The organism is Herminiimonas sp. CN (assembly GCF_000622895.1).
Classification (GTDB): domain Bacteria; phylum Pseudomonadota; class Gammaproteobacteria; order Burkholderiales; family Burkholderiaceae_D; genus AVCC01.
In genome coordinates this window covers 1-19,516 of the sequence record NZ_AVCC01000037.1, presented here as the reverse complement: position 1 = coordinate 19,516, position 19,516 = coordinate 1, and the positions used below count along the sequence as shown (strand labels likewise).

Sequence of the window (19,516 nt, the reverse complement as noted above, 5' to 3'; positions counted from 1 at the left end):
TGAATACGGGCGGGAACTGAAAATACACCGCGCTGTATATTTTCCTGTAAAAACGCTTATAAGGCCGTCTTGCGCAGCCGCAGCGCGTTGCCGATCACCGATACCGAGCTGAAGCTCATCGCCGCGCTGGCGATCATCGGGCTGAGCACGATGCCGAACCACGGGAACAGCGCGCCGGCGGCAATCGGCACCCCGACGAAGTTGTAGACGAAGGCGAAGAACAGGTTTTGCCGGATGTTCTTCATCGTGTGCTGGCTCAGCAGGCGGGCCTTGGCAATACCGCGCAAATCGCCCTTGACCAGCACCACGTGGGCGCTGTTCATCGCGATGTCGGTGCCGGTGCCCATCGCGATGCCGACATCGGCCAGCGCCAGCGCCGGTGCGTCGTTGACGCCGTCGCCGGCCATCGCCACGATGCGGCCCTGCTGCTTGAGTTCCTCAATAATCTTGAATTTATCCTGCGGCAAGACTTCCGCGTGCACCTCGTCCAGCCCCAATTGTTTGCCGACCGCCGCTGCGGTGGCGGCGTTGTCGCCGGTCAGCATGATGATGCGCAGGCCGGAGGCGCGCAGCAAATTCAGCGCTTCCGCGGTGCTGGCCTTGATCGGATCGGCCACGCTGATCAGGCCGGCAAGCCGCTTGCCGCTGGCCACGAACATCACGGTCTGACCCTGCGTGCGGAGTGCCTGCGCGCTGTCGCCCAGTGCGCCGGTATCGACGCCGGCATCTTCCATCATGCGCTGGTTGCCGAGCGCAATCAGCGCGCCGCCGATATGGCCCTGCACCCCTTTGCCGGTGACGGAGTCGAACTGCTCGACCGCTTGCAATGACGAACCTTGTTGCTGTGCATGTTCGGCGATCGCTTGCGCCAGCGGGTGCTCGCTGAGCTTTTCCAGCGCGCCGGCCAGCGCCAGCACTTCGGCCTGGCTGAAGCCCTCGGCGGCGATCACGCTCTGCACTTTCGGCTTGCCTTCGGTCAGGGTGCCGGTCTTGTCGATCACCAGCGTATCGACTTTTTCCATTTGTTCGAGCGCTTCGGCATCCTTGATCAGGATGCCTTCGCCGGCGCCGCGGCCGATCCCGACCATGATCGAAATCGGCGTCGCCAGTCCCAGCGCGCAAGGGCAAGCGATGATCAGCACCGACACCGCCGCGACTAGGCCATGCGCCATCGCCGGCGCCGGGCCGAACCAGTTCCACAGCAGAAAGCTGAGCACGGACGAAGCCATCACCGCCGGCACGAACCAGCCGGAAACCCGGTCGGCCAGTTTCTGGATCGGTGCGCGCGAGCGGCTGGCCTGATTCACCATCTGCACGATCTGCGCCAGCAGCGTGTCGGCGCCGACCTTCTGTGCTTGCAGCAGGAAGGTGCCGGTCTGATTGACGGTGCCGGCGCTGACCCTGCTGCCGAGAGTCTTGGCGACCGCCATCGGTTCGCCGGTGATCATCGATTCATCGACGTTCGAATGGCCGTCGGTGACTTTGCCATCGACCGGCACCTTGTCGCCCGGCTTGACGCGCAGGATGTCGCCGACCTGAACCTGATCCAGATGGACTTCCTCCTCGCTGCCGTCGGGCCGGACCCGCAGCGCGGTGTTCGGCGCCAGCGCCAGCAGCGCGCGCACCGCGCTATTGGTGCGCGAACGGGCGCGCAGCTCCAGCACCTGGCCCAGCAGCACCAGCGTGATGATGACCGCCGAGGCTTCGAAATACAGTGGCGCCATGCCGTTCATCTTGAACGCTTCCGGCAGCGCGGCCGGGAACAGCAGCGCGATTACGCTGAACAGGAACGCGGCCGCAGTGCCGAGGCCGATCAGGCTGAACATGTTCAGGTTCCAGCTGCGGAACGAGGCGACCGCGCGCTCGAAGAACGGCCAGCCGGCCCACAGCACCACCGGCGTGGCTAATACTGCTTGCAACCAGTGAAAAGCGGTCATGCTGATCCAGCCCGCGATGTCGACGCCGGGAATCATTTCGCCCATCGCCATCAGCAGCAGCGGTAGCGACAGCACCGCGCTGATTTTCAGCCGGCGCGTCATGTCGTCGAGTTCGCCGGTGTCCTCTTCCATGCTGGCTTCCATCGGCTCCAGCGCCATTCCGCATTTGGGGCAGGTGCCGGGGCCGACCTGCTGCACCTCGGGATGCATCGGGCAGGTGTAGATCGCGTCCGCCGCAGCCGGTGTCGCCCTGGGTTTGGCCGGCGTCATCGGTTGCGGCGGATGGGCCAGAATTCCCGCCGGGTCGGCCTTGAACTTGGCGACGCACGAGCTGCTGCAGAAATAATAGGTGACGCCGTCGAAGCTGGCCGACTTGTCCGGGTTGGCAGCGGCCTTCATGCCGCAGACCGGGTCGGTGTAGGGCTTGTCGATGGCGGCCGGACTGGCCTGGGCAGGTGCCATCGGCGCCAGCGCCCCGGCCGGCGCGGTGCCTGCCACCGCAACCTTCAGCAGCGTGGCCGGCTGCACGTAGGCCAGCGGTTCGGCCTTGAATTTTTCGAGGCAGGACGTGCTGCAAAAGTAATATGTCTTGCCCTGGTAAATCGCCTTTTTGGCCGGATCGGCGGCCACTGTCATGCCGCACACCGGATCGGTGTATTCCCGCGTGCTGCTGCCGGCTGCGGCCGCTGGCGCATGGCTGCCGCCGCAGCACTGCGCTGCGGCTGAAACCGGGTTGGGGGCCGGGGCGGAATCCTGTTGCTGCTTCATCGCTGCTCCTTGAGATACGAGTGGTTTGATCGTAGTATAGACGCCGTACCCAACAACAGAGTCAAGCGATTTTTGACGAGAGCTATGAATAATCTAACCATAGGACGGCTGGCGCGCGCGGCCGGGGTCGGCGTGGAGACGGTGCGCTATTACCAGCGCCGCCAGTTGTTGCCGCTGCCGGCCGCACAGGGCAGTGCGTTCCGGACTTATCCGGCGACGCTGGTCGATCGCATCCGCTTCATCAAGCGTTCGCAGGAACTGGGGTTCTCTCTGGACGAGATCGAGGCCTTGCTGCAACTGGAGGATGGCAGCGACCGGGCTGCGATCCGCGAACTGGCGGCCGACAAGCTGCAGCATATCCGCGCCAAGATGGCCGATCTGGCGCGCATGGAAGCGGCGTTGAATCATCTGATCCACGAGTGCGCAGCGACCGGCCAGGCTCAGCCTTGCCCGATCATTGCGGCGCTGGCGGGCGCGGCCGAAACTTGCGGACAGGTCCGCAGAATTTAATATCAGATGGAGTATTTATTGCATGCGCAATTATTTCTGCGGCAACTCAGTTGTTTTTTGTTATACGTAGTGCAGTATATGATCCGGCGAAGGGCAATGGCCGGATCAGGTCATGCGGTTCTTCGACAGCGGCGGGTTTTTGGCAAAATATTTCCTGATGCCGCTCATGACCGCTTCGGCCATCTGGTCCTGGTAGGCATTGTCGGTCAGCTTGGCTTCTTCTTCCGGATTCGAAATGAAGGCGGTTTCAATCAGCACCGACGGGATGTCGGGCGCTTTCAGCACTGCAAAGCCGGCTTGCTCGACCGCACCCTTGTGCAGCCGGTTGATACCGCCGATCTCGCCCAGAATAGCCTTGCCGAGCTTCATGCTGTCGCTGATCTGGGCCGTGGTGGACAGGTCGAGCAGCACGCTGGCCAGTTGACGGTCGTGGTTCTTGATGTTGATGCCGCCGATCAGATCGGCTGAATTTTCCTTGTTGGCGAGCCAGCGCGCGGCGGTCGAGGACGCGCCTTTTTCGGACAGTGCGAACACCGACGAGCCGCGCGCGCTCGGCAGCACGAAGGCGTCGGCATGGATCGACATGAACAGGTCGGCCTGTACCCGGCGCGCTTTTTGCACCCGCACATGCAGCGGCACGAAGTAATCGGCGTCGCGGGTCAGCATCACGCGCATGTTCGGCTGTTGCTCGATCTTCGCCTTTAGCCGTTTGGCGATCGCCAGCACGATGTTTTTCTCATAGTTGCCGCCGCTGCCGACCGCGCCGGGGTCTTCGCCGCCGTGGCCGGGATCGATCGCGATGGTGATCATGCGCGTCATGGCCGGCGCATTGTTGCTGTGCGATTCGGGTTTCGGCTCGACTTTGGCCAGCGGCGGCTCGGGCTTGATCTGCGGCAGGGTGTCGATGCTGGTGGCCGGAGCGTCGAACGGACGGTCTTCCGGCCGTTCGCCGGATTCGATCAGGGCCGCGATCGGGTCGTATTCGCGCGCCGGATACAGGTCAAACACCAGCCGGTGCTTGTATTCGCCGACTGGCGCCAGCGTAAACACCTGCGGCCTGACTTCGGCTTTCAGGTCGAATACCAGCCGCACTACGCTCGGCCGGTTTTGCCCGACCCGCACCTGGCTGATGTAGGGGTCGTTGGATTGAATCTTGGCGATCAGCTCCTTCAGGGTCGGATTCAGTTCCAGCCCTTCGATATCGACTACCAGCCGGTTCGGGTTTTGCACCAGAAAATGCGTCGCCTTCAGGTCGCTGTCGTTTTCCAGCGTGACGCGGGTGTATTCCTGCGACGGCCAGACCCGCACTGCCAGAATTTGCGCGGCAAACGAGGGCGCCGGCGCGATCAGCGACAGCAGCAGCGTGCTGCCGGCTTTCAGGACGGTGCGGCGGGTTGCCGCCGTGCTGCCGGGCTTCATAAATTGGGAGCGAAGTGCAGGCGGTCGAGGCATTGTGACCCTTTGTCTGACAAGGCTTGCAATTCTACATCACGCCCTGCACCTGCCACCGTCAGAACCACGCTGATATCGGGCGGCGGCAGCACGCTGTCGGCCTTTTCCGGCCATTCGACGATGCAGATGTTGCGCTCGTTGAAGGCTTCGCGAAAGCCGGCATCGAGGAACTCGGCCGGGTCATGCATCCGGTACAGGTCGAAGTGGATCACATCAACCGCCGCGCCGGCAAGGTTGATCGCGTAAGGCTCGGCCAGCGTATAGGTCGGGCTCTTGACATGGCCGGCGTAACCGGCCGCATGCAGCAGCGCTCTGGTCAGCGCGGTTTTGCCGGCGCCGAGATCGCCGCGCAAATGCATTGTCAGGCCCGGCACCAGGCTGTGCGCCAGTGCCGCGCCCAGTGCGATGGTGCCGGCTTCGTCGTGCAGATGGATATGGAAATGCTGCATCTCGTAAAATGCTTCCTCTTGAATGGAATTATTGTGACTTATATTGTGGCTGAAGCGGGTGTATCGACATGACCGAGAATGACAATCTACTCGCACTGGCGCTGCGGATCAAGGCGTGGGGGCGCGAACTCGGGTTTTCCGAGGTGCGGATCGCCGATATCGACCTGTCCCGCGCCGAAGCCGGCCTGCAAGCCTGGCTTGACCAGGGCTTGCATGGCGAGATGGCGTACATGGCTGCGCACGGCATGAAGCGCGCCCGGCCGGCCGAACTGGTGCCGGGCACCGTGCGCGCGATTATGTTGCGCATGCCTTACTTGCCGATGCTGCCGCAGTCCGGGCCCGACTGGCGCGATGACGAAGCCGCGCGCCAGAGCCAGCCGGGCGCAGCCAACATTTCGATCTATGCGCGCGGCCGCGACTATCACAAGGTGCTGCGCGGGCGCTTGCAGCAGTTGGCCGACCGCATCCAGGCCGAGGTGGGCGCATTCGGCTACCGGGTGTTTACCGATTCGGCACCGGTGCTGGAGGTCGAACTGGCGCAGAAATCCGGCCTGGGCTGGCGCGGCAAGCATACGCTGCTGCTGAGCCGGGAAGCCGGTTCGATGTTTTTCCTGGGTGAAATGTTTACCGATTTGCCGTTGCCGGTGGATGCGCCGATCGCGTCCCACTGCGGCCAGTGCAGCGCCTGCATCGACATCTGCCCGACCCAGGCGATCGTGGCGCCGTACCGGGTCGATGCGCGGCGCTGCATCTCGTACCTGACAATCGAGCTCAAGGGCAGCATACCGGTGGAGCTGCGCGCATTGATCGGCAACCGCGTGTACGGCTGCGACGATTGCCAGCTGGCGTGTCCGTGGAACAAATTTGCGCAACAGGCGACGCTGCCCGACTTCGCGGTACGCAACGGGCTCGACAGCGCAACTCTAGTCGAATTGTTCGGCTGGAGCGAGGAAGAGTTCGACCGCAGGCTGGCCGGCAGCCCGATCCGCCGCATCGGCCATGAGTGCTGGCTGCGCAACTTGGCGGTGGGGCTGGGCAATGCGGCCGGATGCGGCGCCGCTGCCGCCGCCATGGTGGCGGCGCTCCAAGCGCGGCTGCAGCATCCGTCGGCGATGGTGCGCGAGCATGTGGAGTGGGCGCTGGAACGGCATCGGGCGGCGGGTTCGGCGATTGACTGAGGGCGCCAGGCCGCGCAGGAAATGGACCGGATTAACCCCTCAGCAATCTTAAAAAACAAGGGTATCGTAATTTTAATGGTGTTTAAATACGTTTTAATTGCGCATGTTTAATATACCAATATCAGTATATTTGCTGCACCGCGAATCTTATCAGTTCGACCTGGCCTTCGATATTGAGCTTGCGCCGGATGTTCAGGCGGTGGGTTTCGACCGTGCGCACGCTCAGGTGCAGCTCGTGGGCGATTTGCTTGTTCGATTTTCCCTCGGCGATCTGTTGCAGTATCTGGCGTTCACGCGCGCTCAATAACAGCCCCGGCGGCATCGGTCGCGACAGCTGCCTGGACAGGGCCGCGCTGTAATAGATGCCGCCTGAAATGACGGTTTCGATCGCACATACGATGTCCTGCCCCGGCGCGTCTTTCAGCACATAGCCGCGCGCACCGGCTTGCATGGCCTGCATCACGTATTCCGCCTTGTCGTGCATGCTCAGGATCAGCACGGCTACCTGCGGGAACATCGCATGAAACTGCGCGGTGAGCTCGATGCCATTGGTGCCGCGCATATTGATATCCATCAGCGCCAGATCAATTTCCATGTTTTGCGTGTGCTGCAGCGCTTCTGCTGCAGCGCTGGCCTCAGCCACCACCTGAAAGGCGGGAACCGCCTCCAGCCGGGCGCGCAAACCATCGTGCACCAGAGGGTGGTCGTCTATCAGCAGGATTTTGATTGTGGGTTTAGTGGGCATGGGGTGTCAAGAGTGTCGCAGCACGGTGGCAAGCACCGTGGTGCCGTTGGGCGATGAGGTGAGACTGAGTTTTCCGTCGACAGCTTCCAGCCGCTCCGTCATGTTGCGCAAGCCGATGCCGCGCTTCGGGTGGCCGTCGACGTGATCGACGTCGAAACCGACCCCATCGTCGCAGACGGTGAGCGTGACGCAGCGCGCATCGCCCGCCAGCCGCATCGAAATCCGGCCGGCGGCGGCATGACGCTCGATATTGGTCAACGCTTCCTGGGCAATCCGGAACAGCACCGTATTGGCGACATCGGGCAAGCCGTCGGTGCTGCCGGTCGCACTGAAGTCGGTCGGCGTAGCGGCATGCGCCATGAATTCGTGCGCCAGATGCTCCAGCGCTGCCGCCAGACCGAGGTCGTCCAGAATCGCCGGGCGCAGGTCATGCGAAATCCGCCGCACTTCGCCCAGCACGTCATTCAACTGCGCCGCGGTGCGCTCGAACATCAGGCGCGCGGCGGTGGATTGTTCGGGCGTTCCCGCCAGCTTGATGACGCCGGCTTCGATTTGCAGCTTGATCGACACCAGCCACTGGCTGATGCCGTCGTGCAAGTCGCGCGACAAGCGGGCCCGTTCCTCCTCTTGCGAATGCACCACGCGTTGCGCCAGCACCTTGAGCTTGGCATCGGCCACCCGATGCTCGCTGACGTTCAACGCCAGGCCCGACAGCGCCACCGCGACCGCGCCCAGGATCGCAATCGCGGCGATCCAGAGCATCGTGCTGTGGATGTTGCCCGCGACCTGCGCATCGATTTTGGCCAGCGCGTCATCGACATCGTCCAGATAAATCCCGGTGCCCAGCATCCAGCCCCATTGCGGCAGCGCAACCACGTAGCCGAGCTTGGGCGCGGTCTTGTGGCTGGACGGCTTGGCCCACTGATAGCGGACGAAACCGCCGCCTGCCTTGGCGCGGCGGATCAGATTCTGGATCGTCGGGCTGCCATCGGCGTCTTTCAGATTCCATAAATCCTGGCCGACCAGTTCCGGCTGGCGCGGATGCATGATGTTTTTGCCTTGCAAATCGTAGACGAAGAAATAGCCGTCATGCCCGTAATCGAGCTTGGCCAGAATGGCTTTGGCCTGATCCAGCGTGGCGGAGTCGGTGCGGCCGGAGTCGTACAGGTGCGCAATCGAACGGGTTGCGAGGCTGACGTAGTGCGTCAGTTCGGCTTCCTTGCTGGCCAGATACGCGGCCTGGATCGTGGCGTGCTGCTGCTGCCCGAGCGCGATGGCCTGATGCCGCACCGCCAGCGCGATCGCGCACAGCGCCAGAATCAGCGGCGCGATGGCCAGCAAGATGATTTTCTGCCGTAATTTCATGGCGCTACTTTACCGCTAATTCGATCCGGATTCTTGCGTAGTACTACGCAGGCGTTTTGCGTAGTTCTGCGCTTGCGAGGACAAGCCGTATGCCAAATACTGCACGACAAGCTGTAAAGCGCCTGAAAATTCCCCCGCCGGATCCACTGTCGGCACGCGATTTTTGCAGCGGCAAAACAATAACTTCACATCTTCACTTTTACCCCATTTCGGAGGAAGACAATGAGTCAACTCGTCAGTAAACTTGGCTGGTGCGCGCTCGCCATCGTCGGCGCATTCGCATTCGGCCTGATCGCATTGCATCACGGCGAATCCATCAGTGCGATCTGGATCGTCATCGCATCGGTCTGCGTGTACATGATCGCGTACCGCTTTTACAGCCTGTTCATCGCCGACCGCGTGCTGGGGCTGGATGCCGGGCGCATGACGCCCGCGCACAAGTTCAACGACGGCCTGGATTTCGTGCCGACCAACAAGTACGTGTTGTTCGGCCATCATTTCGCCGCGATAGCCGGAGCCGGCCCGCTGGTCGGCCCGGTGCTGGCGGCCCAGATGGGCTATATGCCCGGCATGCTGTGGATTCTGGCCGGGGTCGTGTTTGCCGGCGCGGTGCAGGATTTCATCGTGCTGTTCATTTCGATGCGGCGCGACGGTCGCTCGCTGGGCGATCTGATCAAGTCGGAACTGGGGCAGGTGCCGGGCGTGATCGCCCTGTTCGGCACCTTCATGATCATGGTCATCATTCTGGCGGTGCTGGCGCTGATCGTGGTCAAGGCCTTGACCGATTCGCCGTGGGGCAGCTTTACCGTGATCGCGACCATCCCGATCGCGCTGTTCATGGGCGTCTACACCCGGTATATCCGGATCGGCCGGATTGGCGAAGTGTCGCTGATCGGCTTCGTGCTGCTGATGCTGGCCATTGTCGGCGGGCAATACGTGCAGGAGATCCCGGTGCTGGCGGCAATGTTTACCTTCAGCGGCAAGGAGTTGACCTGGATGCTGATCGGCTACGGCTTCGTCGCTTCGGTGCTGCCGGTCTGGCTGCTGCTGGCGCCGCGCGATTACCTGTCGACTTTCCTGAAAATCGGCACCATTGTCGGGCTCGCAGTCGGCATCGTCTTCGTTTCGCCGCACTTGAAGATGCCGGCCTTCACGCAGTTCATCAATGGCTCCGGTCCGGTCTGGTCCGGCAACCTGTTCCCGTTCCTGTTCATCACCATCGCCTGCGGCGCGGTGTCCGGTTTTCATGCGCTGATTGCCTCCGGCACCACGCCCAAGATGCTGGAAAACGAAAGCCACGCGCGCTTCATCGGTTACGGCGCGATGCTGATGGAATCGTTTGTGGCGATGATGGCGCTGGTGGCCGCTGCCACCATCGAGCCCGGCGTGTATTTCGCGATGAACAGTCCGGCCGCCCTGATCGGCAGCACCGCACAATCGGCTGCGCAGGCGATTTCGCACTGGGGTTTTTACGTCACGCCTGAGATGCTGACCCAGACCGCGCTCGATGTCGGCGAGAAAACCATCATCTCGCGCGCCGGCGGCGCACCGACCTTGGCGGTCGGGATGGCGCATATCCTGTCCGGCTTTACCGGCGGCAAGATGATGATGGCGTTCTGGTACCACTTCGCGATTCTGTTCGAGGCGCTGTTCATCCTGACCGCAGTCGATGCCGGCACCCGCGCCGGGCGCTTCATGCTGCAGGATTTGCTCGGCACCTTCGCGCCCTCGATGAAGCGCACCGATTCGCTGGTGGCCAGCCTGACGGCGACTGCGCTCTGCGTTGCCGCCTGGGGCTATTTCCTGTACCAGGGCGTGGTCGATCCGCTGGGCGGGATCAATACCTTGTGGCCGCTGTTCGGCATTTCCAACCAGATGCTGGCCGGTATCGCGTTGATTCTCGGCACCTGCGTGTTGTTCAAGATGAAGCGCGACCGCTTCGCCTGGGTTACCGTCCTGCCGACCATCTGGATCTTGATCTGCACGCTGACTGCCGGCTGGCAAAAGATGTTCGATGCCAATCCGCGCGTCGGTTTCCTGGCGCATGCCGGCAAGTTCAAGGCGGCGCTGGCCGAGGGCAAGTTGCTGGCGCCGGCCAAATCGATCGAGCAAATGCAGCAAGTGATCTTCAACGATTATCTGGATGCTGCGCTGAGCGGTTTCTTCATGCTGGTGCTGCTCAGTATGCTGGTGTTCGGCATTAGGACGGTGCTGGTGGCGCGCGCTGCGGGCAAGGCCAGCGCCAGAGAGACGTCGTTCGAGGCATTGCCGTCCAGCGCGATGCCGCAAGCCTGATGTTCGATGAAATCGCCAAAGCCGGGCGCTATCTCGGCCAATCGATGCGACTGATGGTCGGCATGCCCGAATACAGCACCTACGTCACGCATATGGAAGCGACCCATCCCGACTTGCCGATGATGTCGTACGAGGAATTTTTCCGCGAACGGCAAGAGGCGCGCTACGGCGCGAACGGCAAGGTCGGCCGTTGTTGTTGAGCTGAAGTACCCGATCCGGTGCGGGCTATCCGCATTCCGGATCGGGGATGGCCACAGCAGCCCCCTAGTTGGGCCGGCGCAGTGTGTTATCGACATTTTCCCGCGATTCCCTGCCATTGCGCCACTCATCCTACCCTGTACCCATAGTTTTGCCATTTGAAATTGTTGTGCATCAATGCAGATTGCACCATGGTAATGGTATGATCCTTCGGTTAAAAACGCAGACCCGCAAAACAATCGTGCAACCGTACAATTCCCGCTTGCCGATCATCCTGATGTCATCGCGCGCAATATCAAAAATGGTCATTCAGGCCATTTTCTTTAAGTATCATTCCTGCCGCAAATTACCGATGTTCTTGACCGTCTCATGAAAACCACGCAGAGCACAAGCAACAAATTGGGATGGTTTTCCTGGCTGTTCCTGGCGGCTGGCTTGCTGGCCGCCGCCATCGTGTACTGGCAGGGCAGCGCGATGGTGGCGCGGGAATTGTCGTCGCAACTCGATTTCCGGGCGCGCGAAGCGCAATCCAGTCTGGAGCGCCAGGTGAGCATCTACGCCGAGGTGTTGCGCGGCTTGCAGGCGCAGTTTGTCGCCAATCCCGATCTTTCGCGCCGCGCGTTTCAGCAGGTGGCGACTACGCTCGACCTGAATCATCGCTTGCCCGGCGTGCAGGCTACCGCATTTACCCGCAAGTATGCAGCGTCGGAACGGGCGCAGGTCGCCGCGTCCCAGAAAGCGGAACTGCTGGAGGATAACCCGGACTACCCGGCGTTTTCGATGCCCGCGGCCACTTCTTCAGCCGAGATGATGCTCGTGCAGTACATCGAGCCGATCGCGAAAAATCACGGTGGCGCCTGGTTTGACCAAGGGGCGGACCCGAAACGCCGCATCGCCATCGAGCGTGCGCGCGACAGCGGCGAATGGTCGGTCAGCGGACGGGTGCGCCTGTTCGTCGCGCCGGGCAACATCGACGGCATTGTTTTCTTTCTCCCTATCTATCGCGGCGGCACGGTGCCCGCCACCGTCGAGGAGCGCCGCGAAAAATTCCATGGCACGGTTCTGCTGGCGGTGCGGGTCGACGATATGCTGCGCAATATATTCGGTCCGAAATTGCTCGATGACCTCGCTATCCGGATCGTCGAACAATCCGGGCCGGGGCCGCAGTCCACGACCGACAAGCTGATTTTCAATAGCGCCAGTTATCGCGATAAGGCCGCGCTGTCGGCGAATAATGACAGCTTGCCGCTTACGCGCCGGCTGCTGGTTGCGCATGGCGGCAACGCCTGGGAGGTAATCGTCACCGCGCTGCCGAAATTTGCCAGCACCTCGCAGCAATGGTTGCCAGTGATCGCAGCTTTCGCCGCCGTGGTGTTGAGCCTGCTGGTGTTCTTCTTCATGCGCACGCTCGACTATTCGCGCCGGGTGGCGCATGCGCGTACCCGCGAGATCGCGCGCTCGCTCGACTCCCGCGAGAAGCAGCTTAACGGGATTGTCGAATCGATCGACCAGGTGCTCTGGACGTTTGAAATGCCTGCCGGGACACTCAATTACGTCAGTCCGGCAGCCGAACGGGTATATGGACATCCGGTCGGCGCATTTTATGCCAATCCGCGGCTGTGGCTCGAATGTGTTCATCCGGATGATCGAATTGATGTGCTGGCGGCCTCCAGGGAACTGGTGGATGTCGGGCGCAAGACGCTGCAATACCGGATTGTCCGGCCCGATGGCGAAATTCGCTGGATGCGTTACGACGCGCATTTTATTCCGGGTGCAGTGCCCGGCAGCGGCCGGATCGACAGCGTAGGCAGCGATATTACTGAGCAGTATCGGCTGGAACAGTCTTTGCATCGGAGTAATCGTGCATTGCGTGCGATACATGAGTGTGAAGCGATAATTATCGACAGCAAGCTTGAAAGCGCGTTGCTTCAGGGTATTTGCGAGGTTATCGCGAAGTGCGGGTATCGGATGGCATGGGCCGGAATCCGCAATACTGACGGCGGCGAAGGTATTGCACAGGTTGCGGCTGCCGGATTGCATCAGGATTACGTGGGCTGCATCAGCGCAGCGCTGGACGCGGGCGTGCATGGCGATGGCTTGATAGCGAGTGCATTGCGCAGTCGCATGCCATCGGTGGCAAATCGTTTCGACAGCGACCCGCGGTTGATGCGCTGGCGCACCGAAGCATTGCGCCGCGGCTTCAATTCGATGATCGCGCTGCCGTTGCTGCATGAGGATGAGATGCTGGGCATACTGAATGTCTATGCGGCGGAACAGGACGCTTTCGACGCTGAAGAGGTCGATTTGCTGGCTGGCCTGGTGCAGGGCATAAGCGGTGCGATTGCAGCGTTGCGTTATCGCAGCCGGCATCAGGCGGTCAAGGTCGAGTTGCGCTTGTTCAAGCGCGCGATTGAAGCCAGTGCCAATGCGATTGTGATTACCAGCGCGACCGGACCGGAATATCCGGTCGAATATGTGAATCCAGCGTTCGAGCGGATGACCGGCTATGCGGCGCACGAGATGCTTGGGCACAGCTTGCGCGTGTTGCGACGTGAGGACGCCAATCAGGCCGGCGTACAGGAAATCCGCGCCACGCTGCGGGAGCAGCGCACAGGCCAGGCGGTGATACGTAATTATCGCAAGGATGGCACGCTGTTCTGGAGCGAGGTGTTCATTGCGCCGGTCAAGGATGAGTCCGGTGCAGTCAGTCATTTTGTCGCCGCCAAATACGATGTTACCGAAACCAAGCGCTATCAGGCCGAGCTGGAATTCCAGGCCAACCACGATGCGCTGACCGCGCTGGCGAACCGCAATCTGTTGCATGACCGTTTGTGCCAGGCGATTATCCATGCCGAGCACCATGATTATCCGATGTGGGTGGTGTTCATCGATCTCGATCGCTTCAAATTCGTCAATGACACGCTCGGCCATCAGGCCGGCGATACCCTGCTAAAACATGTTGCCGAACGCCTGCTGCACGCGGTGCGGGAAACCGACACCGTGGCGCGCTTGGGCGGCGATGAATTTGTGCTGCTACTGTCGGAGCGCGGTGCCGAGAGCCCCGGCGCCGGCGTGGTGCAACGGATCATGGATGCGATCGCAAAACCGTTCGTGATTGAACAGCACGAGTTTTTCCTGACTTCCAGCATCGGCATCGCCGTTTATCCGAACGATGGCCTGGACGCCGATACGCTGATCAAGCATGCCGATGTTGCGATGTACCGCGCCAAGGAAACCGGACGCAATAATTTCCAGTTTTACACGCCGGAAATGAATCAGCGCGCGCTGGAACGATTGCGCATCGAAGGCGATTTGCGCCTGGCGCTGGAACGCGACGAATTCCTGCTGCATTATCAGCCGCAGGTGGATTTGCACACCGGCCTGATTGTCGGCATGGAAGCATTGATACGCTGGAGTCACCCGACGCGCGGTTTGGTATCGCCGGCAAACTTCATCAATCTGGCCGAGGAAACCGGCTTGATCGTGCCGATCGGGGATTGGGTGATGCGTACCGCATGCCGGCAAAACAAGGCATGGCAGCGCGCCGGCCATGCGCCATTGCGGGTCGCCGTGAACCTGTCGGCCGCGCAGTTTGCGCAGCACGATCTGGTGCAGTCGATCACGGCGGCGCTGGAAGACGCCGGGTTGGAGCCGCAGTACCTTGAAATCGAACTCACTGAAAGCCTTGTCATGACCGATGTTGCAAGAACCATCGGGGTCTTGCAGGAACTCAAGACGCTCGGCGTGCATTTGTCGATCGATGATTTCGGCACCGGTTATTCGAGCCTGTCCTACCTGAAGCGCTTTCCAATCAATGTCTTAAAGATCGATCAGTCATTTGTGCGCGATATCACGGTCAATCCTGACGATGCGGCGATTGTCGCATCGATCATTTCGCTGGCGCACAGCCTGCGGTTGGATGTGATCGCCGAGGGCGTCGAAACTGAAGATCAATTGGCATTCCTGTGGCGCAATGGTTGCGATCAGATCCAGGGCTATTACTTTAGCCGGCCGGTGCCGGGCGAGGCCGCCGAAAAATTGCTGCGGCAGGGCGAAAATCTGTTGCTCTGCCAATCCGCGCTGGCCTAATGATGCGACATGCCATCCCGCTGCTGGAATGTGAATTTTTGTTGGGTATGGTCAATAATGTATCATTTTCATCTTATATTTATTGCGGTAATGAAAAATACATGGCGCAGTATATTTGTGCGCTCAATTGGTGCTGAACGACGCTGAATCCGCCGATACATCGCGTTGCGCTTGACTGGGCGGTGACTTTGGGCTTGCGCAAGCAACCCAGTCCGGACGCTGCCTTGACAGATTATTGCGCTACCCAGCCGCCATCCATATTCCATGCCACGCCGCGTACCTGGTTGGCAGCATCCGAACACATGAATACCGCCAGCGCGCCCAATTCTTCAGGCGTGACGAATTCGCCGGACGGCTGTTTTTCTGCCAGCAATCCCTTCTTGGCTGCCTCGTTTGAAATGCCTTCGCGTTCGGCGCGGGCATCGACCTGCTTTTGCACCAGCGGCGTGAGTACCCAGCCCGGGCAGATCGCGTTGCAGGTAACGCCGCTTTGTGCGGTTTCCAGCGCGATGGTTTTGGTCAGACCGACCAGGCCATGCTTGGCTGCAACGTACGCCGATTTTTGTGCTGAGGCGACCAGTCCGTGGGCAGAGGCGATATTGATGATGCGGCCCCAGTTTTTTGACTTCATGTATGGCAGCGCCAGACGCACGGTATGAAAGGCGGAAGACAGGTTGATGGCGATGATGGCATCCCATTTTTCCACAGGAAAGTCTTCGATGTTGGCAACATGCTGGATGCCGGCATTGTTGACCAACACGTCAATCCCGCCGAATTTCTCCGCGCTGGCACGTATCATTGCTTCGATTTCAGCAGGCTTAGACATGTCGGCGGCGTGATACAGCACGGCTACGCCGTAATCATTGGCGATTGCATTCTGCAATAGGGCGATTTCTTTGGCATCGCCAAAGCCATTCAATACAATATTGGCACCTTGTGCCGCCAGCGATTGCGCAATTCCGAGCCCGATGCCGGAGGTGGAGCCGGTAATGAGCGCGGTCTTACCTTTGAGTGCAATGCCTTGCATGATGTCTCCTGAGCGTGAAAAAGTATGATGATGAACTTGCCGTAAGATTTTAAGCCCAACGACCGGTAAAATGTCGGAACCATAGCAATCAGGCGGCCATGACAATGACAGATCCACATATCAGGACGGTGCAGTGCCTTTCCCCCGGAGGCTTGCACCGGATGGCATACAAGGAGTGGGGGGATGCCGATAATCCGAAGGTGCTGCTGTGCGTGCACGGGGTTACCCGGGTGTCGGATGATTTCGACGCCATGGCGCGCGCATTCTGCCAATCGTATCGCGTGATTTGCCCGGATGTAGTCGGACGCGGGCGCTCGGAAAGGCTGCGCAATCCGCAGCATTACCAGATTCCCCAGTACGTCAGCGATATGGTGACCTTGCTGGCGCGCATTACTGCACAACCAGCTGTGACAACAGTCGATTGGTTCGGCACTTCGATGGGCGGCTTGATCGGAATCGGGGTCGCCTCGCTGCCGGACAATCCGATTGGCAAGCTGATACTCAACGATGTCGGGCCGGCTCTGGATCGTGATGCGCTGTTGCGAATCGGCGATTACATCGGACAGTCGGTGCGGTTTCAGACTTTCGACCAGGCGGCGCGCTATATTCGCGAGATTTCAGCCACTTTTGGCCCGCATTCCGATGTCGAGTGGCGCAAACTGGCGGCGGATGTCTTGCGCCAGGATCGGGACGGGATGTGGATTCGGCATTACGATCCGGGCTTGGCGGACGCATTCAAAACGGCCACGCCGGACAGCCTGAAAGCTGCCGAGGCGCTGTTGTGGGCGGCCTATGATGCAATACGTTGCCCGACCTTGCTGGTGCGCGGCGCCGAGTCTGACCTTCTGTTGCGCCAGACCGCGCAGGCGATGACGCAACGCGGACCGAAGGCAAAGCTGGTTGAGTTGCCCGGCGTTGGACATGCGCCAACCTTCGTGCATGCCGACCAGATCGCGATTGGACAGAATTTTTTACTGGCTTAACTGATATATTTTCAACACACTTTAGAAAGGTATTTATGGAAATCAAGCGATTGCATGTAGGTAAAAGAATGTCCGAGGCAGCCATCCACAACGGCACCGTGTATCTGGCCGGCCAGGTGGCAACCGATGCGGCACAGGACATTGGGGGGCAGACACGCGAGGTTTTAAGTCAGATAGACAGCCTTTTGGCGCAGGCCGGCAGCGATAAAACCTGCATCCTGATGTGCCAGATTTATCTCTCCAACCTGAGTAATTTCGATGGCATGAACCAGGTCTGGGAGGCGTGGGTTGCCTCGGGTTGCACACCGCCCCGAGCAACCGTCCAGGCCCAACTCGCCAAGCCGGAATGGCTGATCGAAATGGTTATTACTGCAGCACAAATCTAAGGTCACAATGGTTTCGGTAGTCGCTTCGCAAAACGATATCTCGCGTCAGCTTACAGCCGGGCTTTCTGCGGAGGACAGCGCACGCGTCCTTGATGCATTTGCATTCGTCTGTCCTTTGTACGACGGAAAAACAATTCCGACAGGCCAGCCGGCGCTGGAGTTTGTTAAAGGGGTGGCAACCACGCTGGCAGCGTTGAAAGTGGATGCAGAAACCATCATCGCCGGGCTGCTGTTCGAGTTGCCGGCACTGGATCCGGCTGCTGCCGAAAATATTGAAGCTGGTTTCGGCAAGGATGTCGGTAATCTGGTTACCGGCATCCGGCAATTGATGCGTTTGCGGGAGCTGACTTCCGGTGTGCAGCCGATTGGTCGCGGTAAAAATGCGGCACAGCAAGCTGCAGCCCAGATCGAAGCACTGCGCAAGATGTTGCTGTCGATGGCGTCGGATATGCGCGTGGTGCTGGTGCAACTGGCATCGCGGGTGATGATCCTGCGCTTTTTTGCAGAGCAGAAAGTTTATAACGACACCACGCACCAATACGCGCGCGAGACCCTGGATCTGTATACGCCACTGGCCAATCGCCTGGGTATCTGGCAACTGAAATGGGAATTGGAAGATTTGTCCTTCCGCTTTCTGGAGCCGGATAGTTATAAGCGCATTGCAAAAATGCTGGAAGAAAAGCGTATCGAGCGCGAGCAGTTTGTCGAGAATGCCATCATCCGGCTGAAGTCCGAACTGGCCCTGGCGGGGATCAAGGCCGATGTTTCAGGGCGGCCCAAACATATTTACAGCATCTGGAACAAGATGCGCGGCAAATCGCTTGATTTTTCGGAGCTGTACGATGTGCGCGCTTTTCGCGTGATCGTCGTAGATGTCAAAACTTGTTACGCCGTGCTGGGGATTGTGCACAATATCTGGACCCCGGTTCCGAAGGAATTTGACGACTATATCTCGCGTCCGAAGTCGAACGGCTACCAATCCTTGCATACAGTCGTGATGGCAGACGATGATCGTGCGCTGGAAGTCCAGATACGCACCGAGGAAATGCACCGTTTTGCCGAGTACGGCGTGGCCGCGCACTGGCGCTACAAGGAAACCGGCGGGTCGAATTTTTCAGAACGAAAATATGACGAAAAAATCGCTTGGCTGAGGCAGTTGCTGGCATGGAAGAGTGAGGTCGCCAATGCTGTGGTTGGGCAGGAAGAGATTCAGCGTGAATGGATTGATAAGCTCAAGTCGGCCACGCTGGATGATCACCTTTATGTATTAACACCACAGGCGCGGGTGATTGAGCTCCCCAGTGGCGCCACACCGATCGACTTTGCCTACCATCTGCATACGGATGTCGGGCATCGCTGCCGCGGCGCCCGCATCGACGGTGCAATGGTGCCGCTCAATACGCCGCTTAAAAACGGCCAGACCGTGGAAATCATTACGGCCAAGGGCGCACCAGGTACAGCCGGGCCGTCGCGTGATTGGCTCGGCACCGGCTACACCGTCAGTGCGCGAACACGTTCCAAAGTGCGGGCCTGGTTCAATGCCGTGGATCAGCAGGAAACTCTGGCAAGCGGCCGCGGCCTGGTTGAAAAAACCCTGCAACGCGAGGGCAAGACTGCTGTCAATCTGGAGGAACTGGCGCACAAACTCGGTTTTCCGAAGCTGGATGATTTTTTTCTGGCAGTCGGAAAAGATGAGTTCAGTCTGCGCAATGTCGAGCAGGTGTTGCACGGGGAGGATGCCAGTCGTGCCGTAAAGGAAATAGATGAGGCCAGTGTTACCAATAAGAGCCGTGCCTCCAGCGTGATGCAGGGTGCAAAATCGGGTGTGTTGGTGGTCGGTACCGAAGGTTTATTGACGCAACTGGCAAAATGCTGCCGTCCAGCGCCGCCGGATGACATTGTTGGCTTTGTAACGCGCGGCAATGGTGTTTCGATCCATCGCGCCAATTGCAAAAATTTTACCGAGATGCGAGCGCAGGCGCCTGAGCGTATTATTCAAACCGCATGGGGCGATGCCGGACTGGATACGGTATACCCAGTCGATATTTTTGTGTTGGCGTCTGACCGCCAAGGCTTGCTACGCGATATTTCAGAGATATTTTCGCGGGAAAAAATCAATGTGATAGGGGTTAAC

The 19,516-nt window shown here is 59.9% G+C and carries 14 protein-coding genes; 8 read left to right on the top strand and 6 right to left on the bottom strand.

What is annotated here, in order from left to right; genetic code table 11:
- Nucleotides 1-56 precede the first annotated feature (56 nt).
- Nucleotides 57-2,705: a heavy metal translocating P-type ATPase gene (locus tag HMCN_RS0109700; RefSeq protein WP_025917204.1), complete on the bottom strand. Its 2,649-nt coding sequence runs from the start codon at nt 2,703-2,705 to the stop codon at nt 57-59.
- A gap of 72 nt (nt 2,706-2,777) precedes the next feature.
- Between HMCN_RS0109700 and HMCN_RS0109695 the strand changes: the two genes are divergently transcribed.
- Entirely contained in the window at nt 2,778-3,215 is a 438-nt protein-coding gene (locus tag HMCN_RS0109695; protein WP_202962656.1) for a MerR family DNA-binding protein, read from the top strand.
- Between the two features lie 105 nt (nt 3,216-3,320).
- Here HMCN_RS0109695 and HMCN_RS0109690 read toward each other — a convergent pair whose 3' ends face one another.
- Together HMCN_RS0109690 and tsaE are read right to left on the bottom strand one after the other, a co-directional pair.
- Nucleotides 3,321-4,667: an N-acetylmuramoyl-L-alanine amidase gene (locus HMCN_RS0109690; RefSeq protein ID WP_025917202.1), complete on the bottom strand. Its 1,347-nt coding sequence runs from the start codon at nt 4,665-4,667 to the stop codon at nt 3,321-3,323.
- Complete coding sequence (tsaE, locus tag HMCN_RS0109685) at nt 4,631-5,116, bottom strand: tRNA (adenosine(37)-N6)-threonylcarbamoyltransferase complex ATPase subunit type 1 TsaE (protein WP_025917201.1); 486 nt, start codon at nt 5,114-5,116, stop codon at nt 4,631-4,633. Before tsaE ends, HMCN_RS0109690 begins: the two co-directional genes overlap by 37 nt.
- Nucleotides 5,117-5,184: 68 nt before the next feature.
- Here tsaE and queG point away from each other — a divergent pair, with 68 nt between their 5' ends.
- The gene (gene queG / locus HMCN_RS0109680) at nt 5,185-6,294 is read left to right on the top strand and encodes a tRNA epoxyqueuosine(34) reductase QueG (RefSeq protein WP_035626537.1); all 1,110 of its coding nucleotides are present in this window, start codon (nt 5,185-5,187) and stop codon (nt 6,292-6,294) included.
- Between the two features lie 121 nt (nt 6,295-6,415).
- On the opposite strand, the gene HMCN_RS0109675 is transcribed toward queG, so the two are convergent.
- Nucleotides 6,416-7,039 carry a response regulator transcription factor gene (locus tag HMCN_RS0109675; protein ID WP_025917199.1) on the bottom strand — a complete coding sequence of 208 codons (624 nt, stop codon included), beginning with the start codon at nt 7,037-7,039 and terminating at the stop codon, nt 6,416-6,418.
- A 6-nt stretch (nt 7,040-7,045) separates the two neighbouring features.
- On the bottom strand, nt 7,046-8,404 hold the full coding sequence (locus HMCN_RS0109670; RefSeq protein WP_025917198.1) for a cache domain-containing protein: 1,359 nt from the start codon (nt 8,402-8,404) through the stop codon (nt 7,046-7,048).
- A 222-nt stretch (nt 8,405-8,626) separates the two neighbouring features.
- Between HMCN_RS0109670 and HMCN_RS0109665 the strand changes: the two genes are divergently transcribed.
- The 3 genes from HMCN_RS0109665 to HMCN_RS18290 all read left to right on the top strand — a co-directional run bounded on the left by HMCN_RS0109665 (nt 8,627) and on the right by HMCN_RS18290 (nt 14,986).
- Entirely contained in the window at nt 8,627-10,699 is a 2,073-nt protein-coding gene (locus tag HMCN_RS0109665) for a carbon starvation CstA family protein (protein WP_025917197.1), read from the top strand.
- On the top strand, nt 10,699-10,899 hold the full coding sequence (locus HMCN_RS0109660) for a YbdD/YjiX family protein (protein ID WP_025917196.1): 201 nt from the start codon (nt 10,699-10,701) through the stop codon (nt 10,897-10,899). Before HMCN_RS0109665 ends, HMCN_RS0109660 begins: the two co-directional genes overlap by 1 nt.
- Before the next feature lie 367 nt (nt 10,900-11,266).
- Entirely contained in the window at nt 11,267-14,986 is a 3,720-nt protein-coding gene (locus HMCN_RS18290) for an EAL domain-containing protein (protein WP_025917195.1), read from the top strand.
- Between the two features lie 232 nt (nt 14,987-15,218).
- Here HMCN_RS18290 and HMCN_RS0109645 read toward each other — a convergent pair whose 3' ends face one another.
- Entirely contained in the window at nt 15,219-16,013 is a 795-nt protein-coding gene (locus tag HMCN_RS0109645; RefSeq protein WP_025917194.1) for a 3-hydroxybutyrate dehydrogenase, read from the bottom strand.
- 104 nt (nt 16,014-16,117) lie between these two features.
- On the opposite strand from HMCN_RS0109645, the gene HMCN_RS0109640 reads away from it, so the two are divergent.
- The 3 genes from HMCN_RS0109640 to HMCN_RS0109630 all read left to right on the top strand — a co-directional run.
- A complete protein-coding gene (locus HMCN_RS0109640; protein WP_025917193.1) occupies nt 16,118-16,996 on the top strand; it encodes an alpha/beta fold hydrolase in 879 nt (292 codons plus the stop codon).
- Nucleotides 16,997-17,031: 35 nt separating this feature from the next.
- Entirely contained in the window at nt 17,032-17,382 is a 351-nt protein-coding gene (locus tag HMCN_RS0109635) for a RidA family protein (RefSeq protein WP_025917192.1), read from the top strand.
- A 7-nt stretch (nt 17,383-17,389) separates the two neighbouring features.
- On the top strand, nt 17,390-19,516 hold a 2,127-nt coding region (locus tag HMCN_RS0109630), incomplete at its 3' end, for a bifunctional (p)ppGpp synthetase/guanosine-3',5'-bis(diphosphate) 3'-pyrophosphohydrolase (protein WP_025917191.1).

Bases quoted from the DNA above. Each gene is read 5' to 3' on its own strand.
- HMCN_RS0109700 (WP_025917204.1), bottom strand. From the start codon at position 2,705: ATGAAGCAGCAACAGGATTCCGCCCCGGCCCCCAACCCGGTTTCAGCC.
- HMCN_RS0109690 (WP_025917202.1), bottom strand. From the start codon at position 4,667: ATGCCTCGACCGCCTGCACTTCGCTCCCAATTTATGAAGCCCGGCAGC.
- tsaE (WP_025917201.1), bottom strand. From the start codon at position 5,116: ATGCAGCATTTCCATATCCATCTGCACGACGAAGCCGGCACCATCGCA.
- queG (WP_035626537.1), top strand. From the start codon at position 5,185: ATGACCGAGAATGACAATCTACTCGCACTGGCGCTGCGGATCAAGGCG.
- HMCN_RS0109675 (WP_025917199.1), bottom strand. From the start codon at position 7,039: ATGCCCACTAAACCCACAATCAAAATCCTGCTGATAGACGACCACCCT.
- HMCN_RS0109670 (WP_025917198.1), bottom strand. From the start codon at position 8,404: ATGAAATTACGGCAGAAAATCATCTTGCTGGCCATCGCGCCGCTGATT.
- HMCN_RS0109665 (WP_025917197.1), top strand. From the start codon at position 8,627: ATGAGTCAACTCGTCAGTAAACTTGGCTGGTGCGCGCTCGCCATCGTC.
- HMCN_RS0109660 (WP_025917196.1), top strand. From the start codon at position 10,699: ATGTTCGATGAAATCGCCAAAGCCGGGCGCTATCTCGGCCAATCGATG.
- HMCN_RS18290 (WP_025917195.1), top strand. From the start codon at position 11,267: ATGAAAACCACGCAGAGCACAAGCAACAAATTGGGATGGTTTTCCTGG.
- HMCN_RS0109645 (WP_025917194.1), bottom strand. From the start codon at position 16,013: ATGCAAGGCATTGCACTCAAAGGTAAGACCGCGCTCATTACCGGCTCC.
- HMCN_RS0109640 (WP_025917193.1), top strand. From the start codon at position 16,118: ATGACAGATCCACATATCAGGACGGTGCAGTGCCTTTCCCCCGGAGGC.
- HMCN_RS0109635 (WP_025917192.1), top strand. From the start codon at position 17,032: ATGGAAATCAAGCGATTGCATGTAGGTAAAAGAATGTCCGAGGCAGCC.